Origin of the sequence: Paenibacillus maysiensis (assembly GCF_000520815.1) — a bacterium.
In the GTDB taxonomy this organism is placed as follows: Bacteria; Bacillota; Bacilli; order Paenibacillales; family Paenibacillaceae; genus Paenibacillus; species Paenibacillus maysiensis.
This window is the reverse complement of record NZ_ASRY01000272.1, coordinates 63,041-86,799: the sequence shown is the minus strand read 5'-3', so window position 1 is coordinate 86,799 and position 23,759 is coordinate 63,041. Positions and strand designations below refer to the sequence as shown.

General features: G+C 47.9%; 22 protein-coding genes, 1 pseudogene and 1 riboswitch. Of the genes and pseudogenes, 13 read left to right on the top strand and 10 right to left on the bottom strand.

The window, feature by feature from the left end; translation table 11 throughout:
• The first annotated feature begins 403 nt into the window (after window positions 1-403).
• The 7 genes from L696_RS0119785 to mmsB all read left to right on the top strand — a co-directional run bounded on the left by L696_RS0119785 (window position 404) and on the right by mmsB (window position 8,864).
• The gene (locus tag L696_RS0119785) at window positions 404-1,105 is read left to right on the top strand and encodes a GntR family transcriptional regulator (protein ID WP_025685178.1); all 702 of its coding nucleotides are present in this window, start codon (window positions 404-406) and stop codon (window positions 1,103-1,105) included.
• Between the two features lie 164 nt (window positions 1,106-1,269).
• Window positions 1,270-2,262, top strand: coding sequence for an ADP-ribosylglycohydrolase family protein (locus tag L696_RS0119780; RefSeq protein ID WP_025685177.1), 993 nt, complete (start codon window positions 1,270-1,272; stop codon window positions 2,260-2,262).
• Window positions 2,263-2,295: 33 nt separating this feature from the next.
• Window positions 2,296-3,657, top strand: a complete 1,362-nt coding sequence (locus L696_RS0119775; protein WP_025685176.1) for a purine-cytosine permease family protein — start codon at window positions 2,296-2,298, stop codon at window positions 3,655-3,657.
• 16 nt (window positions 3,658-3,673) lie between these two features.
• Window positions 3,674-4,588 carry a PfkB family carbohydrate kinase gene (locus L696_RS0119770; protein ID WP_025685175.1) on the top strand — a complete coding sequence of 305 codons (915 nt, stop codon included), beginning with the start codon at window positions 3,674-3,676 and terminating at the stop codon, window positions 4,586-4,588.
• A 458-nt stretch (window positions 4,589-5,046) separates the two neighbouring features.
• Window positions 5,047-6,132 (top strand): multiple monosaccharide ABC transporter substrate-binding protein, encoded by a 1,086-nt coding sequence (chvE, locus tag L696_RS0119765; RefSeq protein WP_025685174.1) that lies wholly within the window; start codon window positions 5,047-5,049, stop codon window positions 6,130-6,132.
• Window positions 6,133-6,166: 34 nt separating this feature from the next.
• Complete coding sequence (gene mmsA / locus L696_RS0119760) at window positions 6,167-7,717, top strand: multiple monosaccharide ABC transporter ATP-binding protein (RefSeq protein ID WP_025685173.1); 1,551 nt, start codon at window positions 6,167-6,169, stop codon at window positions 7,715-7,717.
• Window positions 7,701-8,864: a multiple monosaccharide ABC transporter permease gene (gene mmsB / locus L696_RS0119755; RefSeq protein WP_025685172.1), complete on the top strand. Its 1,164-nt coding sequence runs from the start codon at window positions 7,701-7,703 to the stop codon at window positions 8,862-8,864. The genes mmsA and mmsB overlap by 17 nt, the downstream gene beginning before the upstream one ends.
• A 99-nt stretch (window positions 8,865-8,963) precedes the next feature.
• Here mmsB and L696_RS0119750 read toward each other — a convergent pair whose 3' ends face one another.
• Window positions 8,964-9,719, bottom strand: coding sequence for an MBL fold metallo-hydrolase (locus L696_RS0119750; RefSeq protein ID WP_025685171.1), 756 nt, complete (start codon window positions 9,717-9,719; stop codon window positions 8,964-8,966).
• A 161-nt stretch (window positions 9,720-9,880) separates the two neighbouring features.
• On the opposite strand from L696_RS0119750, the gene L696_RS0119745 reads away from it, so the two are divergent.
• A complete protein-coding gene (locus tag L696_RS0119745; protein ID WP_025685170.1) occupies window positions 9,881-10,306 on the top strand; it encodes an Lrp/AsnC family transcriptional regulator in 426 nt (141 codons plus the stop codon).
• A gap of 61 nt (window positions 10,307-10,367) precedes the next feature.
• Here the strand turns inward: L696_RS0119745 and L696_RS32790 are convergent.
• Window positions 10,368-10,567: pseudogene (locus L696_RS32790) on the bottom strand (GNAT family N-acetyltransferase); the annotation flags it as partial.
• 257 nt (window positions 10,568-10,824) lie between these two features.
• On the opposite strand from L696_RS32790, the gene L696_RS0119735 reads away from it, so the two are divergent.
• Window positions 10,825-11,739 (top strand): EcsC family protein, encoded by a 915-nt coding sequence (locus tag L696_RS0119735; RefSeq protein ID WP_025685169.1) that lies wholly within the window; start codon window positions 10,825-10,827, stop codon window positions 11,737-11,739.
• A gap of 113 nt (window positions 11,740-11,852) precedes the next feature.
• Here L696_RS0119735 and L696_RS0119730 read toward each other — a convergent pair whose 3' ends face one another.
• Together L696_RS0119730 and L696_RS0119725 are read right to left on the bottom strand one after the other, a co-directional pair.
• A complete protein-coding gene (locus L696_RS0119730) occupies window positions 11,853-13,121 on the bottom strand; it encodes an MFS transporter (RefSeq protein WP_025685168.1) in 1,269 nt (422 codons plus the stop codon).
• Between the two features lie 243 nt (window positions 13,122-13,364).
• On the bottom strand, window positions 13,365-14,813 hold the full coding sequence (locus tag L696_RS0119725; RefSeq protein WP_025685167.1) for an SEC-C domain-containing protein: 1,449 nt from the start codon (window positions 14,811-14,813) through the stop codon (window positions 13,365-13,367).
• Between the two features lie 244 nt (window positions 14,814-15,057).
• On the opposite strand from L696_RS0119725, the gene L696_RS0119720 reads away from it, so the two are divergent.
• Window positions 15,058-16,827, top strand: coding sequence for an acid phosphatase (locus tag L696_RS0119720; protein ID WP_025685166.1), 1,770 nt, complete (start codon window positions 15,058-15,060; stop codon window positions 16,825-16,827).
• 167 nt (window positions 16,828-16,994) lie between these two features.
• Here L696_RS0119720 and queF read toward each other — a convergent pair whose 3' ends face one another.
• From queF to L696_RS0119690, 6 genes are all read right to left on the bottom strand, one after another.
• The gene (gene queF / locus L696_RS0119715) at window positions 16,995-17,492 is read right to left on the bottom strand and encodes a preQ(1) synthase (RefSeq protein ID WP_025685165.1); all 498 of its coding nucleotides are present in this window, start codon (window positions 17,490-17,492) and stop codon (window positions 16,995-16,997) included.
• Between the two features lie 356 nt (window positions 17,493-17,848).
• The gene (queE, locus tag L696_RS0119710; RefSeq protein WP_025685164.1) at window positions 17,849-18,655 is read right to left on the bottom strand and encodes a 7-carboxy-7-deazaguanine synthase QueE; all 807 of its coding nucleotides are present in this window, start codon (window positions 18,653-18,655) and stop codon (window positions 17,849-17,851) included.
• On the bottom strand, window positions 18,648-19,139 hold the full coding sequence (gene queD, locus L696_RS0119705; protein ID WP_025685163.1) for a 6-carboxytetrahydropterin synthase QueD: 492 nt from the start codon (window positions 19,137-19,139) through the stop codon (window positions 18,648-18,650). The genes queE and queD overlap by 8 nt, the downstream gene beginning before the upstream one ends.
• Entirely contained in the window at window positions 19,132-19,815 is a 684-nt protein-coding gene (gene queC / locus L696_RS0119700) for a 7-cyano-7-deazaguanine synthase QueC (RefSeq protein WP_025685162.1), read from the bottom strand. Before queC ends, queD begins: the two co-directional genes overlap by 8 nt.
• A 133-nt stretch (window positions 19,816-19,948) precedes the next feature.
• Window positions 19,949-19,992: riboswitch (PreQ1 riboswitch) on the bottom strand.
• 70 nt (window positions 19,993-20,062) lie between these two features.
• A complete protein-coding gene (locus L696_RS0119695) occupies window positions 20,063-20,767 on the bottom strand; it encodes an AIM24 family protein (protein WP_025685161.1) in 705 nt (234 codons plus the stop codon).
• Window positions 20,768-20,792: 25 nt separating this feature from the next.
• Entirely contained in the window at window positions 20,793-21,233 is a 441-nt protein-coding gene (locus L696_RS0119690) for an SH3 domain-containing protein (protein WP_025685160.1), read from the bottom strand.
• Window positions 21,234-21,537: 304 nt separating this feature from the next.
• Between L696_RS0119690 and L696_RS31250 the strand changes: the two genes are divergently transcribed.
• The 3 genes from L696_RS31250 to L696_RS0119675 all read left to right on the top strand — a co-directional run bounded on the left by L696_RS31250 (window position 21,538) and on the right by L696_RS0119675 (window position 23,740).
• Window positions 21,538-21,693 carry a hypothetical protein gene (locus tag L696_RS31250; RefSeq protein ID WP_162833919.1) on the top strand — a complete coding sequence of 52 codons (156 nt, stop codon included), beginning with the start codon at window positions 21,538-21,540 and terminating at the stop codon, window positions 21,691-21,693.
• Between the two features lie 225 nt (window positions 21,694-21,918).
• Window positions 21,919-22,650, top strand: coding sequence for a hypothetical protein (locus tag L696_RS0119680; protein ID WP_049827455.1), 732 nt, complete (start codon window positions 21,919-21,921; stop codon window positions 22,648-22,650).
• 106 nt (window positions 22,651-22,756) lie between these two features.
• Entirely contained in the window at window positions 22,757-23,740 is a 984-nt protein-coding gene (locus L696_RS0119675; RefSeq protein ID WP_025685159.1) for a helix-turn-helix transcriptional regulator, read from the top strand.
• Window positions 23,741-23,759 lie beyond the last annotated feature (19 nt).

The window sequence follows — 23,759 nt, the reverse complement described above, 5'->3', positions numbered from 1 at the left end:
TTATTGTTGTATTATTCATCGTTCATCGAATCTTATAAAGATGTCCGCAAGAATTTTTAAGCTCATCATTTTCCTTCACATATGTAAGTAATTGATAAACGCTCACGTTCAATGCCTTGGAGCTAGTGATATAATGACGAAAAGGGAGATGTTGGCTACAGCCTAGACACCTCCACATCAGAAGGATGTTATTTCATATGCCTACATACAACAAGCTGGTGCGGGATCGGCTATTGCCAAAAGATAAAGAACCTGATATATTGAAATCAACTCATACGTATGAGTTGTGGATGAGCTCGCCATCATGATATGAAAGCGTTTTAAATCACTGTAAGTAGTAGGCGTGTGCAGAGGTGTTCTGTGACCTGATTTCTTTTCCGTGGTTTCGTTTAAGGAGGCAAATATGCTTAACAAATACGACAGTGTTCCGCTGTATGTTCAACTGCAGAACCTGATCCGAAGTGATATCATCGGCGGGAAGTACAAGGAAGGAGAGACGATTCCTTCCGAGACGGAAATGATGAAGCTGTATGAGGTCACGCGGACCACGATCCGCAAAGCGATTGACGGCCTTGTGGACGAAGCACTTCTGGTAAAGAGGCACGGTAAGGGCACGATCGTGTGCCTGCGGGAAGTGAAGCATAACATCTGGAACTTTAGCGGCTTTACGGAATATGCGCGGAAGAAGAATGAGATTCCCGTTTCGCGTGTCCTGAAGAAGGAGATCGTTAACCTGGACGGGGTATCTTTTATGAATCTGGTGCGGCTTCGCGGAACCCGCAGAGAGACGACCATTAAGTGGTTGACCCTGGACACGTCCTATGTTCCCTTGAACCTTTTTCCGGGCATTGAACAATATGACTTCTCCGAGCATTCCCTGTATCAGATCATGAATCAACGTTACCGTATTTATCCGCAGAACGCTTCGCTCGGTATTCATCCCATTAACAGCAGTAAGCGGACCAGGCAGCTGTTCGAATATGAGGGGGATTTCCCGCTGATCATGGCTAAAGGCAGTGTGCTGGATGAGAAGGGAACCGAGGTGGAAAAGGTAGAAGTCATTTATGGCCCGAATGTGGAGTTTAAAATTGTGACGCAAATCTAACGCCGAGTGATCTCGGCTTCATTTACAAGACAACTCATACGTACAACCGTATGTGTAATTATCATTTGGATTGAATTGAAAGACAACATAAGGAAAATGAGTAACAAAGGGAAAGTTTGGAATCATAGAACTGCCGCATTTAAATAGATAGGAGAGAGATAAACATGAAAAATAAAATTCTTGGTGCATTATACGGAATGGCCATTGGCGATGCCATGGGGATGCCTTCGGAGCTGTGGGGCAGAAACAAGGTGAAGGCGTACTTTGGAACAATTACGGATTTTCTTGACGGTCCGAAGGAAAATGATGTGGCCTGTAACTTTACCCGCGGCCAATTTACGGATGACACTTCGCAGGCGCTTTTGATCCTTGATGCACTAATTGAAAGCGATTTCGTCCCGGATACGGCTGTGATTGGACGGCACCTCCTGGAATGGGCCGACAGACTGAATGCCTTTGACAACAACATTCTTGGGCCAAGCTCCAAAGCCGCCCTGCTGGCGCTGAAGGAAGGCAAGGATGCTGCCGAGTTCACTTCCAAGGCGGAAACGAACGGTGCCGCGATGCGAATCGCTCCTGTTGGCGGATTATTCCTCCCGGAAGAGCATCAGAAGCTGTCTAAATTTGTGTTCGACATCAGTAAAGTGACGCATTCCACGGACGTGGCTGTGGGGGGGGCCTCAATGGTTGCCGCAGCAGTCGGAGCTGCCATTGCCGACAAGTCATGGGAGGATATTATGGCGGATGCCGTCTCGGCGTATCAGGAAGCGAAGAAATACGGTGCGGAGACTTATAGTGCCTCTCTTCCGTCCCGGCTGAAGCTCGCCTTAAAATACGCTGATCAATATGAAGGCCAAGACGAGAAATTTTTGCAGGTCATCTACGATGTCATCGGTAGCGGTGTCATCACCAGTGAATCCGTCCCGGCGGCGCTCGCCATTGCTTATTATGCCAAGGAACCGCAGCGGTGTAGCCTGTTGTGTGCGAATCTGGGCGGTGACACAGATACCATCGGAGGGATGGCGACCGCTATCTGCGGCGCCAAAACGGGAGCGGAGGCCATTGATCCTGCCTGGAGAGCATTGATTGACGAAGCCAACGGTGTGGATCTGGCCCACTATGCCAATCACATTCTTGCGTTCAGAGTACAGCATTAACTCACTGAAGCTTAATTTAGGGGGAAGAAGAAAATGTCCAATTCGAATTCTGAACTGTTTATCTCGAGCGCAGAAAGAACCGGAAGTCCCAAGGAGCTGTTTTTTATCTGGTTTGCCGGTAATATCGGCATTCTGGGTGTCGTATACGGAGCACTTATTGTCAGCTATCATCTAAGCTTTATTCAGTCGGTGCTGGCGGCTGCAGCAGGCGCATTGTCTTTTGCGCTTGTGGGTTATCTAAGCCTGTCAGGTCTCAAGTCGGGGGGGACAACCTTTGTGTTGTCCAGAGCCGTCTTTGGTGTCAAGGGTAACTATATTCCCAACCTGCTCGGCTGGCTCAGTCTAATAGGCTGGCTAGCAGTGAACGTTATTACAGGAACACTGACCCTAATGTCTCTGTTTGGACTGTTTGGTATGGGGCAATCGGCGGTACTTACGGTTATTAGCCTGGCGTTGTTTGTACTGTTGATTCTGACTTCGAATCTGTTTGGGCAAAATGTTCTTGTCAAGATACAGACTTTCTTCACCTATGTGTTTGGGGCATTGACCTTCCTGATCCTGGTGATTCTCATTCCTCAAACGAATTGGACGGCATTGTTTCGTATGAGCAATGGCGACTGGCTGAATGGATTTTTGCCGGCGCTCTCCATCATCATTGCGGGAACCGGCATCAGCTGGTCCATTGCCGCCGCTGACTACAGCGCTTACCAGAATCCGACCAATTCCGGCAAAAAGGTATTCTCTAGTGTGACGATAGGTGCCTTCATTCCTCTGTTCTTCATTATGGGCGTGGGGATTCTCCTCAGCACTTCGGTGCCGGATCTCGTCTCCGCTTCCAACCCGATTCAGGCAATTGGCAATGCGCTGCCCAAATGGATGACGATGGTGTACTTCATTACAGCGCTCGGCGGCCTGATTCCGCAGTGCATCATCAGTCTGAAATCGGCTCGTGTAAACATGGAGACCTTGAATATCAAGGTCAGCGATAAAGTGGCGATCTCTATTCACGCCCTGATCATGATTCTGATCCCGGTCTATGTACTGTTTATTTCGGAGGATTTCCTCATGAATTTCCAGTTGTTCCTCGGTATCCTCGGCATCGGCCTGGCGGCCTGGGCGGCGACCTTTATGTTCGACTATGTGCTTCTGCGCAGCAAGACGGGCTATGACGCAGGATTGCTGGAGAATACTACGGGCAAAGCTTTTAATTACAATGGTGTGACTAGCTGGATTATCGGTGTAATTGTGGGCTTCCTGTTCACCAACTCTTCATTCTTTAGTGGCCCGTTCGCGACAGGAATCTTTAAGGACAATAGTCTCGGTGTGCTGCTCGCTTTCGCAGCGAGTGCGGTGGCAACGATTATATTGAGTCAGTTGAACGGCAAGTCCAAGTAAGGAGGGGTATCATCACATGAATGAATATTTACTTGAGCGTGCAAAATCAGACAAAAGCCGTAAAATTCTCGTTATAGGTGCGGCCGTGGTCGATGTCATCATCCAGCTTGACAAGCTGCCGACAACGGCCGAGGATGTTATGGCAGAGCACAAAGAAACCGTTGTGGGCGGCTGCGCCTACAACGTATCTAATATTCTGAACCAGCTGCATGTCAACTACAGCTTGTTTGCTCCGGTGGGAAAAGGAAGCTACGGCGATATCGTCAAAGCCCAGCTGCAAAAAGACGGTGTGCCTGTGCTGCTGGAGGATGCTTCCGGCGACAACGGCTGGAATCTGTCGATCGTGGAGCGTGACGGAGAGCGGACTTTCATTACCATTCCCGGGATTGAAATACGATGGGATGCCATATGGTTCGAAACATTGGATCTCGACAGCTATGACTATTTCTACGTCAGCGGCTACGAACTGGAAGGAACGTCGGGTCCCATCATCCTGGACGCACTAAGCCGCCGGAAAACGGTCGGGAAGATTGTTTTTGATCCGGGTCCGCGTGGAGAATTTCTGGAGACGTCGATCTTGGAGAGAATCTTCAGCATGGGTACGATCGTACATGCCAACAAGTCCGAGATTAAGGCGATAATGCGGGAAAATGATGCAAAGGAAGCAGCCGCCAAGCTGGCCCGGCGGACGGGTGAGGCTGTTATTGTCACCCTGGGCGGCGAAGGCACCCTATACTGCTCACCGGATGAAGAGGGTATCGCCGAGACGGAGCCGGTGAAGGTCGTCGACACGATTGGTGCAGGTGATGCGCACACGGGCGCTTTTATCGCGGGACTGGCCAGAGGGTATTCTCTGCAACAGGCCTGTGAGCTGGGGAATGTCATTGCCGGCAAAGTGGTGCAGCAGCAGGGCGGAAAGCTGCAATTATAAAACAGATTGCGGCGTTCAGTTGGTGAGATAGAGGGCGGAATTAGAAGGGAACCTTGAGGCCTAATGGGCCCCGGGGTTCCCTATCTGTCATTGGTGAATTGTCATAAAAGTGTGAACTCTTTAGATAGCGGATTTAATGATTCTACAAATTGGACTTTGCCAATCGTGAGAAGGCTAAAGTCTTTTTGTGTTTTCAAAATATATGAACGATTTCCCGACAATCTCCATTCTCCTCAAATCCAATCCCGTCTCCTCCCTCACACACAAAGGTTAAAATTTTATAAAAAAAGTTCAAAACCAGCAAAGACCTTTCCCGGCTTGGAATGATACCATGTGGTTGCACATAAAAAAAGGAGAGGCGTTCATCGCCACTCTATTGTAAGCGCTATCTATTTTCTTTTCTAATCAGCACTTACCTTCAAAATGACCCGCATCACATGAGGAAAGGGGAACTTCATATGAAAAAAGGAGCTGTTGTCGTTTGGCTTCTGGTTTTGGCCTTGATGCTTTCGGCCTGTAATTTGGCGGAGAGTGGAACGGGCAGCAAGGAAAAAGGTTATGTGGGCATTTCCATGCCGACCAAATCGTCCGAGCGTTGGGTAGGGGACGGAGAGAATATGGTCCGGCTGTTTCAAGAGCAAGGCTATAAAACGGATTTACAGTACGCCGAGGACGTGGTGGAAAACCAGATTGCCCAAATTGAAAATATGATTACCAAGGGCGTGAATGTCATGGTGGTTGCTTCCGTGGATGGGAACACACTGACGGATGTAATCCAGAAGGCGCACGACCGGGGGATTCAGGTCATTTCCTATGACCGACTGATTCGGAACACGCCGTATCTGACGTATTATGCGACCTTCGACAATTTTCAGGTGGGCGTGCTACAGGCGTCATATATTGAGAAAAAGCTGGGACTCAAAGAAGGCAAAGGCCCCTTCAATGTAGAGCTGTTCGGCGGTTCACCGGATGACAACAACGCGTATTTCTTCTTTAACGGCGCGATGTCTATCCTCAAGCCATACATCGATTCCGGCAAACTGGTTGTGCGCAGCAAGCAAATGACGATGGCGCAGATCGCTACGCTGCGGTGGGATGGAGCTTTGGCACAGTCGCGGATGGATAATCTACTGAGTGCCTATTATTCGGGAGCGAATCTGGACGCGGTGTTATCCCCGTATGACGGAATCAGCATCGGTATTATTTCATCTCTCAAAGGGGTTGGCTACGGATCAGCGAACAAGCCGCTACCGATCATTACAGGGCAGGATGCGGAGCTTGCTTCGATCAAGTCGATTGTGGCCGGGGAGCAGACGCAAACCGTGTTCAAGGATACCCGCAAGCTGGCTGAGCAAACGGTTATGATGGCCAACAGCATTTTACAGGGCAAGCAAGCGGAAGTGAATGATATCAAATCGTATAACAACGGAATAAAGGTAGTTCCTGCTTATTTGCTTGATCCGATCTCGGTGGATCGGACGAATGTCGAGAAGGATATTGTCGGCAGTCATTATTACACCAAGGAGCAAATCGGACTGAAATAAGAGCAGGCTATTCAAACCGAAAGGAGCGTATCCCATGACTGGAATCATTTTGGAAATGAAGGGAATTACCAAGACCTTTCCCGGCGTGAAGGCGTTGGAAAATGTAAATCTCAAGGTCAAGGAAGGAGAGATCCATTCCCTGTGCGGTGAGAACGGTGCGGGCAAATCGACGCTGATGAAGGTACTGAGCGGTGTATATCCGCATGGAACCTACGAAGGGGATATTGTTTTCCAGGGCAAAACGTGTGAGTTCAAGGATATCAAGCAGAGCGAGGAATTGGGTATCGTCATTATCCATCAGGAACTGGCGCTGATCCCGTATCTCTCGATTGCGGAAAATATTTATCTGGGCAACGAACGCGCCAGCGGCGGCGTGATTGATTGGAAAGAGACTTTTGTTGGCACACGCGAGCTGCTGTCCAAGGTCGGCTTAAGCGAAAATCCCAATACATTGGTTACGAACATCGGGGTCGGGAAGCAACAACTGGTCGAAATTGCGAAAGCGCTCTCTAAAAAGGTAAAGCTGCTCATTCTTGATGAACCGACAGCGGCGTTAAATGAGGATGATAGTGAAAATCTGCTTAATCTGATGCTGGAATTTAAAAGACAGGGCATTTCCTGCATTCTCATCTCCCACAAGCTAAATGAGGTCGCCAAGGTATCGGATTCGATCACGATTTTGCGGGACGGGAAGACGATTGAGACGCTGGATATGAAAAAAGATCAGGTCACGGAGGACCGGATTATTAGCGGGATGGTTGGACGTGATCTGACCAGCCGTTACCCGGAGCGCCATGCGGAGATTGGCAAGGTCATTTTGGAAGTGAAGGATTGGACGGTGTATCACGAGCATCATGCGGAGCGCAAGGTGCTGGATCAGGTGAATTTGAACATCCGGCGTGGTGAAATTGTCGGCATTGCCGGGCTGATGGGGGCGGGACGGACGGAGTTGGCGATGAGCATTTTCGGCAAATCGTATGGACGCAATATTTCCGGTCAGCTGATTAAAGACGGCAAGCCGATCCAGAACAACACGGTAACAGACGCGATCAACAACGGCTTTGCCTATGTGACGGAGGATCGCAAGGAGTATGGCCTTATTCTAATGGATGATATCAAGCGTAATATTTCGCTGACCGGCCTGAACAAGCTGACGAAGGGTGTTGTCGTCAATGAGCAGGAGGAAGTTGTCGTTGCCGAGGATATGAAAAAAAGTATGAATATCAAAGCGCCGAGCATTTTACAGAAAACGGGCAATCTGAGCGGCGGTAATCAGCAGAAGGTGGTACTGAGCAAATGGATTTTTGCCGGGCCGGATATTTTGATTCTGGATGAGCCGACGCGCGGCATTGATGTGGGCGCCAAATATGAAATTTATACGATTATTCATCGACTTGCCGCCGAAGGCAAGGGTGTGCTGGTCATTTCGTCTGAGCTGCCAGAGGTACTGGGCTTGTGTGACCGGATTTACGTCATGAGCGCCGGGCGGATTACCGGAGAGGTTAGCCGTGAGGAAGCGTCGCAGGAAACGTTGATGAGATATATGACCAAGTCGGGAGGCGTGAAGCATGGAAACCGTAACTAAACTATTTAAAAATAACATCCGCCAATATGGCATGATGATTGCGCTGGTCGTCATTATGATCTTGTTCGAGGTACTGACGGGCGGCCTGCTGTTGAAGCCGATTAATATTACGAATCTGATTTTGCAAAATAGCTATATTCTCGTGCTGGCCATCGGGATGGTGCTGGTCATCATCACGGGACATATTGATTTGTCCGTCGGCTCGATTGCTGCTTTTGTCGGTGCGGTTGCCGCTATTATGATGGTGGATTGGCAGCTTCCAGCGTGGGTCGCTGTGATTGCATCTTTGTTGGTCGGAGCGCTGATCGGCGCATGGCAAGGATTTTGGGTTGCTTATGTACGAATTCCGGCGTTTATCGTGACGTTGGCGGGGATGCTGCTCTTCCGTGGATTGACGATGATCGTGCTGGAAGGTCAATCCATCTCTCCTTTTCCGGGGGGCTTCCAGAAAATCAGTTCAGGCTTCCTGCCGGATTTCTCATCTACCGGTTATAATCTGGTATCCATCATTGTCGGCATTGCGCTTACGGTATGGTTTATCGTCAATGAGCTTCGCGAACGCCGTTCCCAGCTTAAATATGGATTCGAGGTTCCGTCACAGACTTTATTTGTACTCAAGCTGATTGTGGTCGCTGCTGTCATCAATCTGTTCACCTTCATGCTCGCGAGCTACGCGGGAATCCCGAACATTCTCGTACTGCTGTTTATTCTGATCGTTGTGTACTCCTTCGTCATGAACCGCACGGTTATGGGCCGACATGTGTATGCGCTGGGCGGAAATGAAAAGGCGGCGGGTCTATCCGGTGTCAAAACGAAAAAAGTAACGTTCTGGGTATTCGTCAACATGGGCGTGCTGGCCGCCATTTCCGGCCTGATCTTCGCTGCACGTCTGAACGCGGCTACACCAAGAGCAGGTACGAACTTTGAGCTGGATGCTATCGCAGCTTGCTTTATCGGTGGGGCTTCGGCATCCGGCGGGATCGGAACGGTTTTCGGAGCGATTATCGGTGGTCTGGTTATGGGCGTACTGAATAACGGCATGTCCCTGATCGGTCTTGGCATTGACTGGCAGCAAGGCATCAAGGGCTTGGTGCTGCTGCTGGCGGTAGCCTTCGATATTTACAACAAAAACAAAAGGTCGGCTTAAACTTCATATTCCATTATCGTATAAAAGGAACCTCCAGTCCCACTTAAAATGTGGATGCTGGCGGTTCCTTGTTGGTTCGTTTTTTGAGGCTAGCGGATCTTATTTATCAGATAAGCTTTCTCCATCTACCGGAATATGCACACGCTCACTCAATCCTTCGTTGCGTATATGTTCGGTTAGCTCAGTTCGGGTGAGCAGACAATGATTGATCGCCTCCATATGGACAGCCACTACTTGTGTATAGGGGGCGTGTTGCGCAACCGTCGTCACATCCTGCGCAGTCATCGTAATTGGATCACCAACCGTGAACCGCGCTCCCCCGGCATTTACAATCGTCCACTCCGGATGGTACTTGTCGAGTGCTTCTGATACTTCACTGCACCAGATTGTGTCCCCGGCCAAATAGACAACAGGCTCGCCCGGGGCTTGAAATACAAAGCCCGATACGGGGCCCATCTGTTCGCCGATTTCTCCAGTACCATGATGCCCGGTTGTGCGGATAATCTCAATTTCCCCCACAGAACCTACCACCCAAATCGGAGTTACCTGCGTAAAACCGTTAGCAGCGATCTGATCCTCATTTCCGGGCTGGCAGAGGACGGGAAGCTGTTTGTCCAGCCATTGCGCTGCTGCCGGGTCCCAGTGATCCGGGTGCAAGTGCGTAACGATAACAGCGTCAGGCTGTCCAAGCGTTTCCCATTGCGGTGGCAATGGAACCAGCGGATTACGGCGGTCATTTTCCGTATTGGGAATAGGCGGATTTACGCCAGGCTCGCTCAGCATCGGGTCGATCAGGAATTTTACTCCGGCGTACTCCAGCCATAGGGTTGCATTGCGGATCAGTGTGATTTTCATATTTGGAATCTCCTTTTATATTGGTTAATAATTTTTTAAGCTGAATATATTCGACAGTTGTTTGTTTCTGTTACAATCATATGTGATGCAAGAAGCTACAGGCTACGGCCTGCTGAAAGGAAAATAAGAATTCTCGTTTCACCATGAAAGGAAAAATGGCTATGGAACTATTCGTACCTGATGAGATCGACCTGCGCATTCTTCATCATCTGATTGAGGACAGCTCTTTATCGCACAAGGAGATTGGTCTGCTTGTACATCTTACGGGCCAAGCGGTAGGAGCGCGTGTTCGAAAAATGGAGGATGCAGGCATCATCGAGGGCTACACGCTACGCTGGAACCCTGAAAAAATGGGGCAGACCATTCATGCCTTTATTACGGTGTTTTTGAATTCGGGAACCGTTCATAGTGCTTTTCAGGCTTTTGCACGAGAGCATCCTTATATCGTCGAGATTCATCGGGTTAGTGGGGAGGGCTGTTACTGGATGCGCTTGCGCATGTCCTCGCAGTCAGAGTTAACTGCTATGCTGGATGAATTAACTAAATTCGGAAATTACAAACTAAGCTTTTCGATAGGAGAAATATGAATGATAAAGGCTTCTGGTGCTTATGCCGGGAGTTTTTTTATTTGGCGAGGGCGCATAGAAGTCAGCTGGACAGTCTCATTTTTAAAATATGCTGCAAGCCGTGCGATCCCATCCTGGTATCGCCCTCATCCTTAAAGCCACATTTGAGATACAGATTTTTAGCAGGCAGATTACGGGCGTTGACACCCAGCACGACTTCACGAATATTTGGGAAGTGCCTGGAGAAAAATGTGGCAGTAGAAGCAGCCCTTTTTTAGCGTAAAGGGACAAGCTCTACGTCAGTAGTAGAGGAAGGCTGTGAGGTGAATGCAGGTTTGTTCATGGGTACACTCCGATCTGTACGTATTTTTGTACATATTAGGAATCATTGTTACCTAAAACGAGACTTCGGTCAAGCCTGCAATTGGCTAGAACGATGTATAACATCTAATTTGCTAAAAAAGGAAACCTGAACTTACCTTACTTACGTATTACCCATTACATTAAACAGCAATGATTTAAAGGAGACGTGTACTTCTATGAAGCAGGTTACAGCATATCGGGAAAGTCAGGAACGATTGCGTCATGAATTGAAGACCATTGAGGCGTGGGAGAAGGCGCAAAAGGATATTTTTTTCTGGGAAAAGCTCGGCAGATGGCCTTTTATGCTACTGGATCGACTGACGCCCAAAATGATTAAGGACAAGCTGGAACAACTGCTTAACGAGCTGGGAAGCTTTATTCAAAACGGCGGTAAATACCTGGTGAAAGAAGAAACGGTTCTGAATAAGCTGAAAAAGACGGCCCGTGAACATGTGATTCGGCAAAATGGCGTGGCTTCCACTTCTGATACGCAGGATCGGCTTCATGCTGGGGAAAACGCGGATTCGGACGTTAGCCCTGTACCGACATGGGGATTGAAGCAGGCGGCTGAGCTGCCGCTAACGATCATGGATCAGACCGCTGACGATATTACGTCAGGTCGCATCACCTTTGCCGCCGCTCAGGGAGCAACAACAGGGATCGGCGGTGTGTTTACCATTGCGGCGGATATTCCTATTTTGCTCGGATTGTCGCTCAAAGTGCTTCAGGAAATGGCCTTATGCTACGGCTTCAATCCTGATGAGAAGCAGGAACGCATTTTTATAATTAAATGTATGCAATTTGCTTCATCCGATATTGTCGGTAAAAAGGCTGTGCTGGAGGAACTGGCCTTGTTTGATGATCCTTCACGCCAGGCACAGGTCTTTTCCCAAATGCAAGGGTGGAGAGAAGTTATTAACACCTATCGCGATCAGTTTGGATGGAAAAAGCTGCTTCAGATGATCCCGATTGCGGGCATTTTGTTCGGCTCCATTGCCAACCGAGGTGCTATTAGTGATGTAGCTGAAGCGGGTAAAATGCTATACAGGAAGCGCCGTATTTTGATACGTTTGGCGGAAGAAGAGAGCTGACTGGATTATTCGGGATAGAAGAGGGTATGTTTTTTGGCTTGCTTGGTGGGGGAATCAGGCTAGGCAACTACGAAGGTGTGAAGCGGCCGGGATGGCCGCCACACGGTTACCTGTTACACTTCGGCTCCGTTTTCTTCCGCCCAGCGGTTTAAGGTTTTATCTGTAGGAAGCAGGAATGTCAAAATGCCGAGCAGAGGCAAAAAGCCACACAGGAACATGATATTGGTGATGCCTACCTTATCAATCCAGTTGCCGAGCACAAGCGCACCTACACCGCCAAGGCCGAAAGCGAGGCCTGTGATCAGACCGGAGACGGTTCCGATTTTGCCGGGAACGAGCATTTGCGCATATACGACCGTAATCGAAAAGCTCGACAGCATAATAAATCCGATGATCGGCAGCAGGATAGCGGTCCAGAATTGGTTGGCGTAAGGCAGCAACAGCGCAAGAGGTGCGGCCAATACCATAGACAGGAAAATCATATTACGTTTACCAAAACGGTCCGCCAGCGGGCCGCCAAAGAAGGTGCCAAGCGCTCCAGCCCCGAGGAACAGGAAAATGTACAACTGAGCATCAGCCAATGGCATTTTAAATACTTCCATCAGGTAAAACGAATAGTAGCTTCCGACCGAGGTCGAATACCACGAACGAACGAATACCAGCAGGATGAGAACAATCATGGCAAACATAATACGGTTGCGTGCTTCGGGCTTCATGCGGCGTACCGCCGCTTTTTTACGTGCATAGCCTTCCGTGCGCAGGACGTTACCATACCAGCGGGCGATGAACGATTGGACGACGATACCCGCTGCGGCAATACCTGTGAACCAGATGGCGCCAAATTGCCCCAACGGGATAAAAATCCAGCTCGTAAGCATCGGTGCCAGCGATTGGCCTGCATTGCCGCCAACCTGGAAAATGGACTGAGCCAGCCCCCGGCGTGGTCCGGACGCCATATGGGACACTCGCGAGCCTTCCGGGTGAAAGGCCGCTGAGCCCAGACCCACGAAGATGACCGCGATCAGCACCGCTTTATAATCGGCAGCATAGGCCAGCAGCAGCATGCCGGTCAGCGTAAAGCCCATGCCGATCGGAAGGATCGCGGGCGTAGGTCGTTTGTCCGAAAACAAGCCAATGACCGGCTGCATGATCGAAGCTGTAAAATTGATGGCGAATGAAATCCAGCCGATCTGCGTGTAGCTGAGGTTCATGGATTCTTTTAAGATCGGAAAGATCGCAGGAATGACCGATTGAATCGAGTCATTGAACAGATGAACGAAACTGATGGCAATCAGAATCGCAAAAACGGTACCCTTCGCTTGAGGTCCCGGCAGAGGGAGCGATTGGCCCGTTTCCTTTTTTACGGCAGTTTTAGTAGTCATGGCAACCTCCGGTTATGTATGTATATTTTAAGATATAGGAAGCGATCTGTTTGCAGCAAATGGCTGAAAGGGGGATAAAGGCCATCTTTACTCGGTGGTTCTTTCCCATCCTGCTGCTTACTCGCAATTGCTTGATTTAGCTAAAGGTGGTCTGCATATAGGCAGCTTGAAACCGATAGCTTCAAAATGGAAAAGAACCTGCCCTCTATTTAACCCGGAGAGCAGATCCTTTTCATAGGTTGCTTAGGCTTGCTTTCTCATCCATTCGACCAATCCATATAACCGAGCCCAAAGATTTTCATGAGAATCCACATACTGAACGGCATCATTTATATCGCCGGGTGTCATGTACTGGGGTTGTGTTGAAGGCAAGGTTTTTTTCCCAAGCAGATAGGCCGGGACATGGCGATTTTGTTTACGAGCCAGCTTATACAAAAAAGTCAGATTCGCAGTTTCTCCATTTTGAAGGTACTCCAGAGCCAGTTTACCGTATTGAAATTCCGTTGACCCTTCATTTGCATAGGATTGCAGTAGCTGTTCTGCTTGTTCGAAGCGTTCTAATTCCAAATAACAAAGAAGCAGGCTATACCGAATCCCCTGATTATCATTGGGATTTAATGCTAGTAATTGCTCATATTGTTCACAAGCGGCACTAATTCTGCCTGATGTATACACCAGTTTGGCATACAACTCCTTCGAGCGCATGTAGGGGCGAGTCTCGACCATCCCCCAGAAATATTCTTTGTTTTGCACAAAAAAGTCCTCACCCAGTTCATCTCGGGCATATGTCATAGCAGAATTGGCCAGCTTAATGGCTTCTGAAATATCTGTTGCTAGTTTCGAAAGCATAAGCAAAGCATCTACATTGTTAGGATCAAGCTCTCGCGCTTGGCTGATGAGTTTCTTTTTCTTTGCAAGGGAAGTTTCTGATTCAGCCCTGATCATCAGCTCGTAGGCCTTTTCCTCCAAGCTTATCGGAGAATCGTTTCTCAATAATTCAGAGTTGTTTAATTGCAAAGCCAGAAAATTCTGAGCATCCTCAAGGCCTTCATGATCCTGGGATTCCATTAATTTCTGAATTTTTCTTAGCATTTTTTCATGTTCGAGTTCGGAATAAGCGGTCATCTCTTCAACTTTGTTAGACGAGGTCAGAGCTGCCAGATTATCATTTTCCGTCCCATATTCTTCAAAAAAATCCTCCAATCTTCGCAAATTATTAGACAGACTGGATACGGAGACTCCATGCTTGGTTGCGAGATCAGCTTGAGTAACCAGCATGCCAAATTCAGTTAGAAAAAAATACTCAAGAGCAGCTTTATAACCCCCAGGTTTACGGAAAGATGGGCTGTTTAAGTTACAGAAGTTATTCCAGAGCAGTAATGTCTCCATGAGGCATCCACGTACGATTAGGGATTTTAAGTTATTTTCCGCATAAAGGGCCATAAAAAGCTCGTCAGCCAGTTGATATTGTGCTTCTGTTGGCCAGTTCAGTTTGCCTATAAGCTTTCTGAATTTTTGTGGTGATTCTGTGTGTTCAATTCTTTCCTGCCACTGAGTGCTGTTTCCCGGTTCCTGATTTGGAAAGGAGCTGTGCTGTTCCCGCTGCGCTTGTTGATCCTGGTCTAAACAGCATTTCTTATACTTTTTACCACTGCCGCAATGACAGAGATCATTCCTTCCTAATTGTGTCAATCCAAAACACTCCTCATAAAAGTTTCATACTGATAAAGATATCAGTATAGCCGCTTCTTTTCAAAGGGAGGAAGTTTTCTGGAGTGGATGATCATGTACATAAGCAAAAATAAATTAACAAAACCATGCTCTTCATTTAACAAACTAAAGATATGATTCTTTATGTCATACAACTTGTTGTATAGGTAATAGCTTCGTAGAGAAAGTATGAAGAGCACAAGAGAAGAGAGGATCTGATTTGAGAATGAAATCGCTAAGGAAACCATTGTCAGTTGCTTTATTATCTGTACCCTTACTTATAAGTTCCCTGGGTGGAAGTTATGCGAGTGCGGCAACCATGCCAACAACGGTAACTCCAACAGAACCGTCGTGGGGATATTTCGTAGACAATTATAAAAATAATAGCTCTGATAATAAGACGGAAAGCTCTAATCCGACCATCGGGCTGCTTTCCGGATTTAATAAACTTTGGACTCCCGGCGCTACCTGGGATACAGGTACCAAGCTGAACAGTAGCGTACTGGACGCCAATATTCAAAAAGTTATTGATATGGCTGCTCGCCGTACTTCAAGTGAGGCAGATGCGGCTTATTTGGATGATCGCAGAAACCAGAGCTACAGCGTGATCGACGGCCTGGGTTCGCTTACCGATGTATATCGAAAGAATGCAGGTGCAAATACAACGATCAACGACATTCCGGCGGATGCCCTGACTAAAAAATATGAAGATGCCGGAACTAATGCAGGTAGTACGAGTTCCGCTCTTGGCAATATCGTGAATTTGGTCAATACCTTGCGTGGTGATTACTCTTCGACGAGCTCGGCCAAGGCTTACTTTAGCTATCCTCGTCCGTTTCGTTGGAGCAATAATTCAGTCGTAGTTCCGACTCTGCTTCCTGCTCAAAATTCTGATCCGAGCAAGGATGGCGGCTTTCCTAGTGGTCATACCAATGCCGCGTATCTTAGCGCTATTGCTATGGCCTATGCCGTACCAGAGCGTTACCAGGAACTGCTTACGCGAGCTTCGGAGCTAGGTAACAATCGTATTGTTGCCGGCATGCATTCGCCGCTTGATGTTATGGGAGGGCGCGTCATGGCAACTGCGACGGCTGCTGCCATTCTGTCTGATCCAGCCAATAGCAGTTTGAAAAAAGCGGCTTATCAGGATGCTCACAGTAAATTGTTAACGCAAAAGGGGACTGCCCCGGATCGGTTCAGCAATTACTCTGCCAATAAAAAAAGCTATACCCAACGATTGACATACGGATTCAGTCCAATTAACCCAACCACGACTGCAATGACGGTGCCTAAGGGAGCTGAGGTGCTACTGGAAACGCGTCTGCCTTACCTGGACAGCACGCAACGTCGCTGGGTTTTGGCAACCACGGGTCTTCCTTCTGGCTACCCTGTGCTGGATGATGCTGAGGGATGGGGACGGCTTAATCTCTTTGCCGCCGCAGATGGTTATGGTGCATTCGCCAATAACGTTACCGTGACCATGGACGCTTCCAAAGGCGGTTTCAATGCTTTGGATCGCTGGCGCAACAATATTTCCGGCGTTGGAAAGCTGGCCAAAAAGGGTACAGGTACGTTGAAGCTGATGGGCAACAATACGTATTCTGGCGGTACACAGATCGACCAAGGCACACTTGAGGGGAATTCGGAAACGGCTTTCGGAAGTGGGGATGTTACGAACAACGGGGGTACCCTCACTGAAAATGTTTCTGGAAAGCTGGTCATCGGCGGAAATTACAAACAATCTGCCAAGGGTACACTTGAGCTCAACCTTCTGAGTAAAAATGATTTGCTCAAAATTAAAGGCACTGCAATACCTAATGGGAAATTGCGTCTGAATTTTTCAAACAAATATGTACCAGCTAACGGTGCCACGATCATGACTTATGGTAAACGAAATGGAACGTTTACTTCCATTGAAACCACTGGATTGCCAAGCAAGTACAAAGTGAAGGTTGTCTACAATGCCGACAGCATTCAGTTAAAGGTCACAAAGTAATAAACTCGGTATACAACAATTGAAGTGCACCTTTAGAATTCATCGGATAACGGAAGGGTTATTCCCATGTCAATTCTAAGGTGCACTTCACTGTTTAATGATGTGGGTATTAGGTTTTAAGTATCTTTACAATAGCAAATCATTGATAAGTGAAATTGCGTAAAATATTAACGATTATCTACCGTCTCCGGGTACATATCATGGTTCATCATACGGTGCTCCGCTATCTGCTCGTACTTCGTTCCCGGCTTGCCGTAGTTGGTGTACGGGTCGATAGAGATGCCACCGCGCGGCGTGAATTTGCCCCACACTTCGATATAACGCGGGTCCATCAGCTTGATCAGGTCGTTCATGATGATGTTCACGCAGTCCTCGTGGAAATCGCCGTGGTTGCGGAAGCTGAACAGGTACAGCTTAAGAGATTTGCTTTCGACCATTTTAATATCGGGAATGTAGCTGATGTAGATGGTTGCAAAATCAGGCTGTCCTGTAATCGGGCACAGGCTGGTGAACTCCGGGCAATTGAACTTTACAAAATAGTCACGGTACGGATGTTTATTATCAAAGCTTTCGAGAATGGCGGGATCATAGGCAAAGGTGTATTGTGTGCCCTGATTGCCAAGCAGGGTAACGTCGGTCATTTCTTCGGGTGTTCTTCCGGTCATAGTGGTGAGGCTCCTTAAGTTTAGTTTGGTAAACGAGATGGGAGTTATGGTGGTGGTGAGGCGCTCCGCGAAGGATTTGATCTTCCGATCGCTGGCGCTTCTCCAGCTTCAAATCCTCCGCTCCGCTGCCGACCGCTGTCAACACCATAAAGTCCCTACTCGTTTAAAATGTGGGTGAGTAGTGGTTAATCCGTTTGCTCCTTTATTAAAGGAGCATTAGCATTATTGAGAAACCCCGTTCTTACAGACGAAACTTTCTCTTGTTAATAACTTTGGATGTCGAAAGTGTACTTCGTATAAATTTGGTGTGCTTGTGGAGCACATCCAGTTCCTACGGAATATATTACTTATCAGTGCTATACGCCGCGTTTGTTGCCCCATACGAGGGTGTGGAGCTGCGGGAGTACCCGTACGTCGTTCAGACGTGAATCGTCCATGACACGGTCAATAAGCCATTCATAACGATGCAATAGGGACTCCGCGATCTGTCCGGTGTTCTCCGTGTTCACATCTGGGTTGCCAGTCTGAAGGAACAGCGGAATGTGCGAGTAGCGCTCGTGAACCGTACGGGCATATTCGAGATCGGTGTCATCGAATATGACGACCTTTAAACTGCAAGCTCCAGCGTAAGGCTTTGGAGACTCTCCGGCAATCTTCCGATTTGACAGTCGGACTACGATGTCATCCAGCACGTCCCAATTGGTCGTCATACCAGAGCTGGGCGGCTTGGGTGACAGGGTTACCTCGTCGATATCATACAGCCATTCCTGCCAGCGGGAGCCTTGCGTTTCGACGGCGGTAGCAATGCCTTGGCTTCGCAGCAGGGTAATCAGCTCTCCAAGCTGCGGCAGCAGGGCCGGGTTGCCCCCGGAAAGGGTTACATGTGAAAACCGTGTGCCACCGATGGCCTGAAGCTCCTGCCAAATGTCTGCGGCGCTGAGACGACGGATCTGATCCTTGGCGCTGCCGTCCCAGGTAAAGGCGGAATCGCACCATGAGCAGTGGTAATCGCAGCCTGCGGTACGTACAAACATCGTTTTGCGCCCAATAACCATGCCTTCGCCCTGAACGGTAGGACCAAACACCTCTAGTACAGGGATAGGGGCTGTTTTCGTTCCAGGGGAAGGTGTGGCTGCTTGGTGAGTCGCCGTGATATTACTCATCCAGCATCCACTCCCGTCGAAATTCGGCATAGCTGGTAGGTGTTTCGAACAACCGCACAAATTCAGTGCGCCCGCCTTCCACACGATTGCGGTAGGCTTCCGAGGTCAGGGCGGACTCCATTTGTTCGAAGATCCAGACGACCATATTTTCCGCCGTTGTATTCATCGGGGGCAGCGTTTCATTCAGGTAGCGGTGATCCAGATAAGGCTCGATCCGCTCTTTCCAGATTGTTTTGATATCACCAAAATCAAGGGTCAGACCGGTTTCGCCTGGTATGCCGCTAATGCCGAAAACGACGATATAAGTATGTCCGTGCAGATTTTTGCATTTGCCTTCGTAGCAGTGCAAATGGTGTGCTGCATCGAATGTAAATTGCTTGCTGACCAGTACGCGTTTGCGATGGTAACGTAGCTGGGAGTGTTCAATGTCCGTCCCGAACTGCTGGAGCTTGTCGACGATACGAAAGGTGCCCGGCTCACGCATGGCCTTCAACTCCTTGCGACGAAGCTTCGCGTACAGCCAGATACTGTTCCAGCCCGGCGCGGCGTAGTTTGCAGGCAGGGCATTCGCCACAGCCATCTCCAATTATGCCGTTATAGCAGGTTAGTGTACGGGTTCTCACAAATTCAAAGGCGTCCAGCTCATCGGCCATTTGCCAGGTTTCGGCCTTATTCAACCACATGAGCGGGGTATGAATGACGAAGGGATAGTCCATGGAAAGATTTAAAGTAACGTTCAGTGATTTAATAAACGAATCACGGCAATCGGGATAGCCGCTAAAATCCGTCTCACAAACGCCTGTGATGATATGACGTGCTCCTTTTTGCTTGGCGAGCACCGCTGCGAAGCTGAGGAACAGCAGGTTGCGGCCGTCTACAAAGGTACTGGGCAGCTCGCCTTCCTGCTGAGTAATGTCAATGTCGGTGCGTGTAAGGGCATTAGGGGCTAGTTGATTAAGCAGGCTCATATCCAGTACCGTTTGCGGAACACCCAGCTCGCGGGCGATTCCGGCGGCTACTTCGATTTCCTGCTTGTGACGTTGACCATAATCAAACGTCACCGTTTCTACTTCGGCAAAATGTTTTTTTGCCCAAAATAAACAGGTCGTGCTGTCTTGGCCGCCGCTGAATACGACGACTGCTTTTTCGTTGGTAAACATAAAAAACCTCTCGATCTTCTTGGAATGGTGAAAGACACAGGGTCTTGTCTCATGGAAGAAGGAGAGTTCTTGAACCAGCTTCAACAAAAAACAGGCCTTGCCCCGCGAATTCATTTTTCTTGCGGAGGACAAAGCATCGTTAGTTTTTTATAGAGGGAGTTCGCGAACCTCTCCCATGCATGACGCATGGACTTTCTTCATTTGGTGTCTGTCAGAGGACAGACGTCTTTATTATAGCATGGCAGGGCTATTTGATAAACACTCCGCCAAATGGAATGACTTCCCTTAAAAAGCGTTTGATCACGCCATCGTCGTTCATATCCTGCTGGAGCCGTCGATGATGCTCACCCGCATGAAAAAGCACAGTACCGTGTCCGGTCATTTTAAAATGATAATTCATATGCTGACTGGCCAGATGGTTGCCGTACACTGTCAGATCCAGCTTGGCGTTTTCGGGATAGGCAATGACGCTGCTTGCATCGACATATATTGGATCTGTTGGATGAAGCTGTTCCTGGCATACCAGTCCCTGAGTCAATAGACCGATCTGCCCGATGCCGTCGAATTTCATTTTAATGACATCGCGGCTGAACAACATGTTTTTCACGCTCAGCAGCTTGGTGCGCATATGGATACCGGAGCTGTACCAGAACAGGTTGCGAAAATCGTATAGCAGATCATCGCCTCCTTCCAGCTCAATCATTTTCAGACTGAAGCCGGGGGGAAGTGCGGCAATCAGACGGCAAGCTCCTGTAAAATCGGCCTGAATCAGCTTGTGCTTGCGGTACATGCCTTTAATATTCATCAGCTTGTCGCTACGACCTGAGCTCGGTCCGCGGTACGCGATGATTTGCTGCGGGTGAAGAACATGCAGCTTTTCTCCCTCCGTCAGATCAAGCGTTACGACCGAACCGACGCTCTCATCATGGTGTTGTCCTGCTTGTATGTCCATTCTGACCTTTCATCCTTTCAGGCGGTTAGTATCTTCTTGAACGTCGACGCATCCCGTAACGTAGCAAGCGGATACCGATAAAATAACCAGCCAGCAGAATGACGGCTGTGAGGATCAGCATCCTGTTACGGTGTGAAGCCTGATCGCGCTGAACCTGAAGATTTTTCAGCTCGGTAACGGTGTCGGTCAGCTTGCGATTTTGCTGTAATAGTTGTGCGTTTTGCTCCTGATAAGCCTCAATGCTGCTACGGGCCTTTTGCAGCTCTTCCTGCGTTTGCTTATAGCTTTCCTTGAGCTGATATACATCGCCAGGCAGCCTGGAAAATTGCTCAAAGCCCTGGTATACATCATCCCAGTAGGCGGCATGCGCTCCCGGAACTCCGGTTCCTCCAAAAATAAACATAAGCGCTACAGCAGCGCAGACGACACGGCGGCAGAAAGCAAAGCGAGAAATTTGTCGTACCAAGAGATATTCCTCCTTCTGATGCACCAAGATGTTAAATGATAAGCATAATTACCCATATCTTATGGTTACGTACAGTGTAATGATTAGGGTTCAAAGTTTAGAATAACAGGATGACAAATCCGGGAGAAATATTTACAAAAAAAGTCGATATTTTAGTTTAAGTGTACCTCAAAACGGGTATATCAAGGAAGCAGAAACATTCCGGTAATTTTCTGGCGAGCACATACAAGAGCCAACCCTATTTGATGAAGAACAGAAATGAGTATAAATATATTAAGCAAGAATTTAGAAGGGGAAATGAACGATGAACGAAAAAGAACAAACCTATAAAACGTTAAAAATAACCGTAAACGGAAAGCCTTTGTCGAAGGAACTGGTGGTGGACAGCATAACTTTTGCGCCTGTTTCCGATATTTGCACAAAAGCGAATATTTCTTTGGCAAAAACTACAAATTCTTAGTTTTATATATGAAAAGAGACTATAATGCAGCCCGGCTTATGCCAGGCTGTTTTTTTGCGTAATTATGCAATTTCATTGGGCTAAAATGTTATTTATTGATATACTCCCCCTTCCTATAGATTACCATGTATAATTTTCGGCAACGAACTTACGTTCCCTGACAATATAGTGTCAGATAACACTGTTAATTTAGAGTTACATGTTCTTTTTAGGGGGAATTTACCAGTGATGAAGTCAATGGTTAACGTAACGTACACATGGGACAAAGAGTCTATATCTGCGAATGGGTCCGAACAAGTAAATCTGCTGATAGAATGGGGCCATGGGGCTATACGTAAAAGAAAAGGGACTTTAATGCCGAAAACAGTTGGATGTGACCTGCAACTCCGGTTCATTCCAGAGAGTGGGGTAAATCTATTAAAAGTGGATGGGGCCAGGCTCAGCTTCAATCGCTCCGAAGACGGAGAGTGCATGCTTGTTCACTGTGGTGATCTGCGGAGGGGGAAGTATAAGCAGGCTATTTTGTCATTTTTTATACCGGCCCACTCTTCCGGAAGACATACCATTGGATTAATGGAGTGGAGCTGGCGTAAGCCAACTCAGGAGAAACGGACGCAGATTCGAACAGATCAGCTCTATATCCATTACACGCATCATCTTGGTCTGCTGAGCATTCCATCCAACCCAAAGGTGGAGAAATACATAAAGCTGAATGAGACGGCTCCGATTGTGAAGAAAGCATTGCGTATGTACGAGAAGGGGGAGCATGAGCGAGGGGCGTTGGTCCTTACCAGACAAGCAGATGAACTGCTTATACGGGCGGCGAGAACAGAAGACATGGAATATTTGGAAGAAGCTGAATTACTCTTTGCCGTACGCAATAAATGGAGTGGGACTTTTGAATCATTTAATACGTATAGTTCTAAAGTCTTTGTTAATAAAGGAATATCTGTATAGGATGTTCGCTTTACCGAAATTAAAATTTAAAGTAGGCAATTATACTAGTTTATTTATGTAATATAGTGAGTCTAATTTGCTATCTTTTTGTAAAGGAGAGACTTCCTTGACTGATCGGTTGATACGGTTAATGCGGATTATTACTATTGTTCAGGCAAATCCGGGGATATTGGCAAGAGAGCTTGCCGAACGTTGTGAAACATCAGAACGCACCATTTACCGAGATATGGAGGCTCTAAGCGCTATGCATATTCCAATAGCCAATATGGGGCATGGCAAAGGATACATATTTATTAGTAACTTCGCCTTGTATCCTCTCAATTGGACGGAAGAAGAGGCACAGGCTTTTGCCAAGCTGGGGGATGTCATGGAAACCGTAAAGCCTCTTTTACCACCAGCTTTTGAAAGTGCTTATGAGAAAGTGATGGCCTCCAGTCAGAAAAAAAAGATGGACCAGACAAGCTTCGCGCAGGAAATGAAAAATATCGTCCGGCTCGGCTCGACACTTGAGCGGGAAAACCAGCCTTATCTGCTCAGGCTGATTGTTTTGGCAAGTCTTACACAGCAGACTATTGAAGCGGAGTACAGTTCGCCTCAAAATGAAGATGTATCATTGGTTCAGATTGATCCTTATTGTCTGGTTCCGCAGGATCGGCGTTTTTATATGCTTGGTTTTTGTCACAAGCAAGCCGCCATGAGAACCTTTCGGATCAGCCGTTTTCGAAATCTGAGGATTTTGCCGTATACGTTTCAGAAGAATATTTCTGAAATGGAAATGTTTTTTAAGGGAACCTGGTCGGTTACCAAGGGGAACCAAAATATTCGGTTTGTGGTGAGGTTTTCTGCCGAATCTGTATATCGGGTCAAAGAAGAGGAGCTGTTCATTAAGCCTTTTCTCAAGGATTTGCCGGATGGAAGTCTATTGTTTGAGGTAACGGTTAATCATGATGGTGAATTTCTGGACTGGCTCACTCAATATGGAGCGGAGGCGGAAATTTTGGAGCCTTTGCGATACCGCAAGCGAATGCAGGAAATGCTCCGAACCTGGGGGGCGTTTTATTCCGATAAAAAGGCAGGGAATCAAGAATGACAAGGGGGTGATAGATCCC

What these genes read in the sequence shown, in the direction of transcription:
- mmsA (WP_025685173.1), top strand. Translation starts at nt 6,167, where the DNA reads ATGACTGGAATCATTTTGGAAATGAAGGGAATTACCAAGACCTTTCCC.
- queC (WP_025685162.1), bottom strand. Translation starts at nt 19,815, where the DNA reads ATGTTTACCAACGAAAAAGCAGTCGTCGTATTCAGCGGCGGCCAAGAC.
- L696_RS0119775 (WP_025685176.1), top strand. Translation starts at nt 2,296, where the DNA reads ATGTCCAATTCGAATTCTGAACTGTTTATCTCGAGCGCAGAAAGAACC.
- L696_RS0119745 (WP_025685170.1), top strand. Translation starts at nt 9,881, where the DNA reads ATGGAACTATTCGTACCTGATGAGATCGACCTGCGCATTCTTCATCAT.
- L696_RS0119785 (WP_025685178.1), top strand. Translation starts at nt 404, where the DNA reads ATGCTTAACAAATACGACAGTGTTCCGCTGTATGTTCAACTGCAGAAC.
- L696_RS0119780 (WP_025685177.1), top strand. Translation starts at nt 1,270, where the DNA reads ATGAAAAATAAAATTCTTGGTGCATTATACGGAATGGCCATTGGCGAT.
- L696_RS0119750 (WP_025685171.1), bottom strand. Translation starts at nt 9,719, where the DNA reads ATGAAAATCACACTGATCCGCAATGCAACCCTATGGCTGGAGTACGCC.
- chvE (WP_025685174.1), top strand. Translation starts at nt 5,047, where the DNA reads ATGAAAAAAGGAGCTGTTGTCGTTTGGCTTCTGGTTTTGGCCTTGATG.
- L696_RS0119770 (WP_025685175.1), top strand. Translation starts at nt 3,674, where the DNA reads ATGAATGAATATTTACTTGAGCGTGCAAAATCAGACAAAAGCCGTAAA.
- L696_RS0119735 (WP_025685169.1), top strand. Translation starts at nt 10,825, where the DNA reads ATGAAGCAGGTTACAGCATATCGGGAAAGTCAGGAACGATTGCGTCAT.
- L696_RS0119720 (WP_025685166.1), top strand. Translation starts at nt 15,058, where the DNA reads ATGAAATCGCTAAGGAAACCATTGTCAGTTGCTTTATTATCTGTACCC.
- queD (WP_025685163.1), bottom strand. Translation starts at nt 19,139, where the DNA reads ATGCGTGAGCCGGGCACCTTTCGTATCGTCGACAAGCTCCAGCAGTTC.
- queF (WP_025685165.1), bottom strand. Translation starts at nt 17,492, where the DNA reads ATGACCGGAAGAACACCCGAAGAAATGACCGACGTTACCCTGCTTGGC.
- L696_RS0119730 (WP_025685168.1), bottom strand. Translation starts at nt 13,121, where the DNA reads ATGACTACTAAAACTGCCGTAAAAAAGGAAACGGGCCAATCGCTCCCT.
- queE (WP_025685164.1), bottom strand. Translation starts at nt 18,655, where the DNA reads ATGAGTAATATCACGGCGACTCACCAAGCAGCCACACCTTCCCCTGGA.
- L696_RS31250 (WP_162833919.1), top strand. Translation starts at nt 21,538, where the DNA reads ATGAACGAAAAAGAACAAACCTATAAAACGTTAAAAATAACCGTAAAC.
- L696_RS0119695 (WP_025685161.1), bottom strand. Translation starts at nt 20,767, where the DNA reads ATGGACATACAAGCAGGACAACACCATGATGAGAGCGTCGGTTCGGTC.
- mmsB (WP_025685172.1), top strand. Translation starts at nt 7,701, where the DNA reads ATGGAAACCGTAACTAAACTATTTAAAAATAACATCCGCCAATATGGC.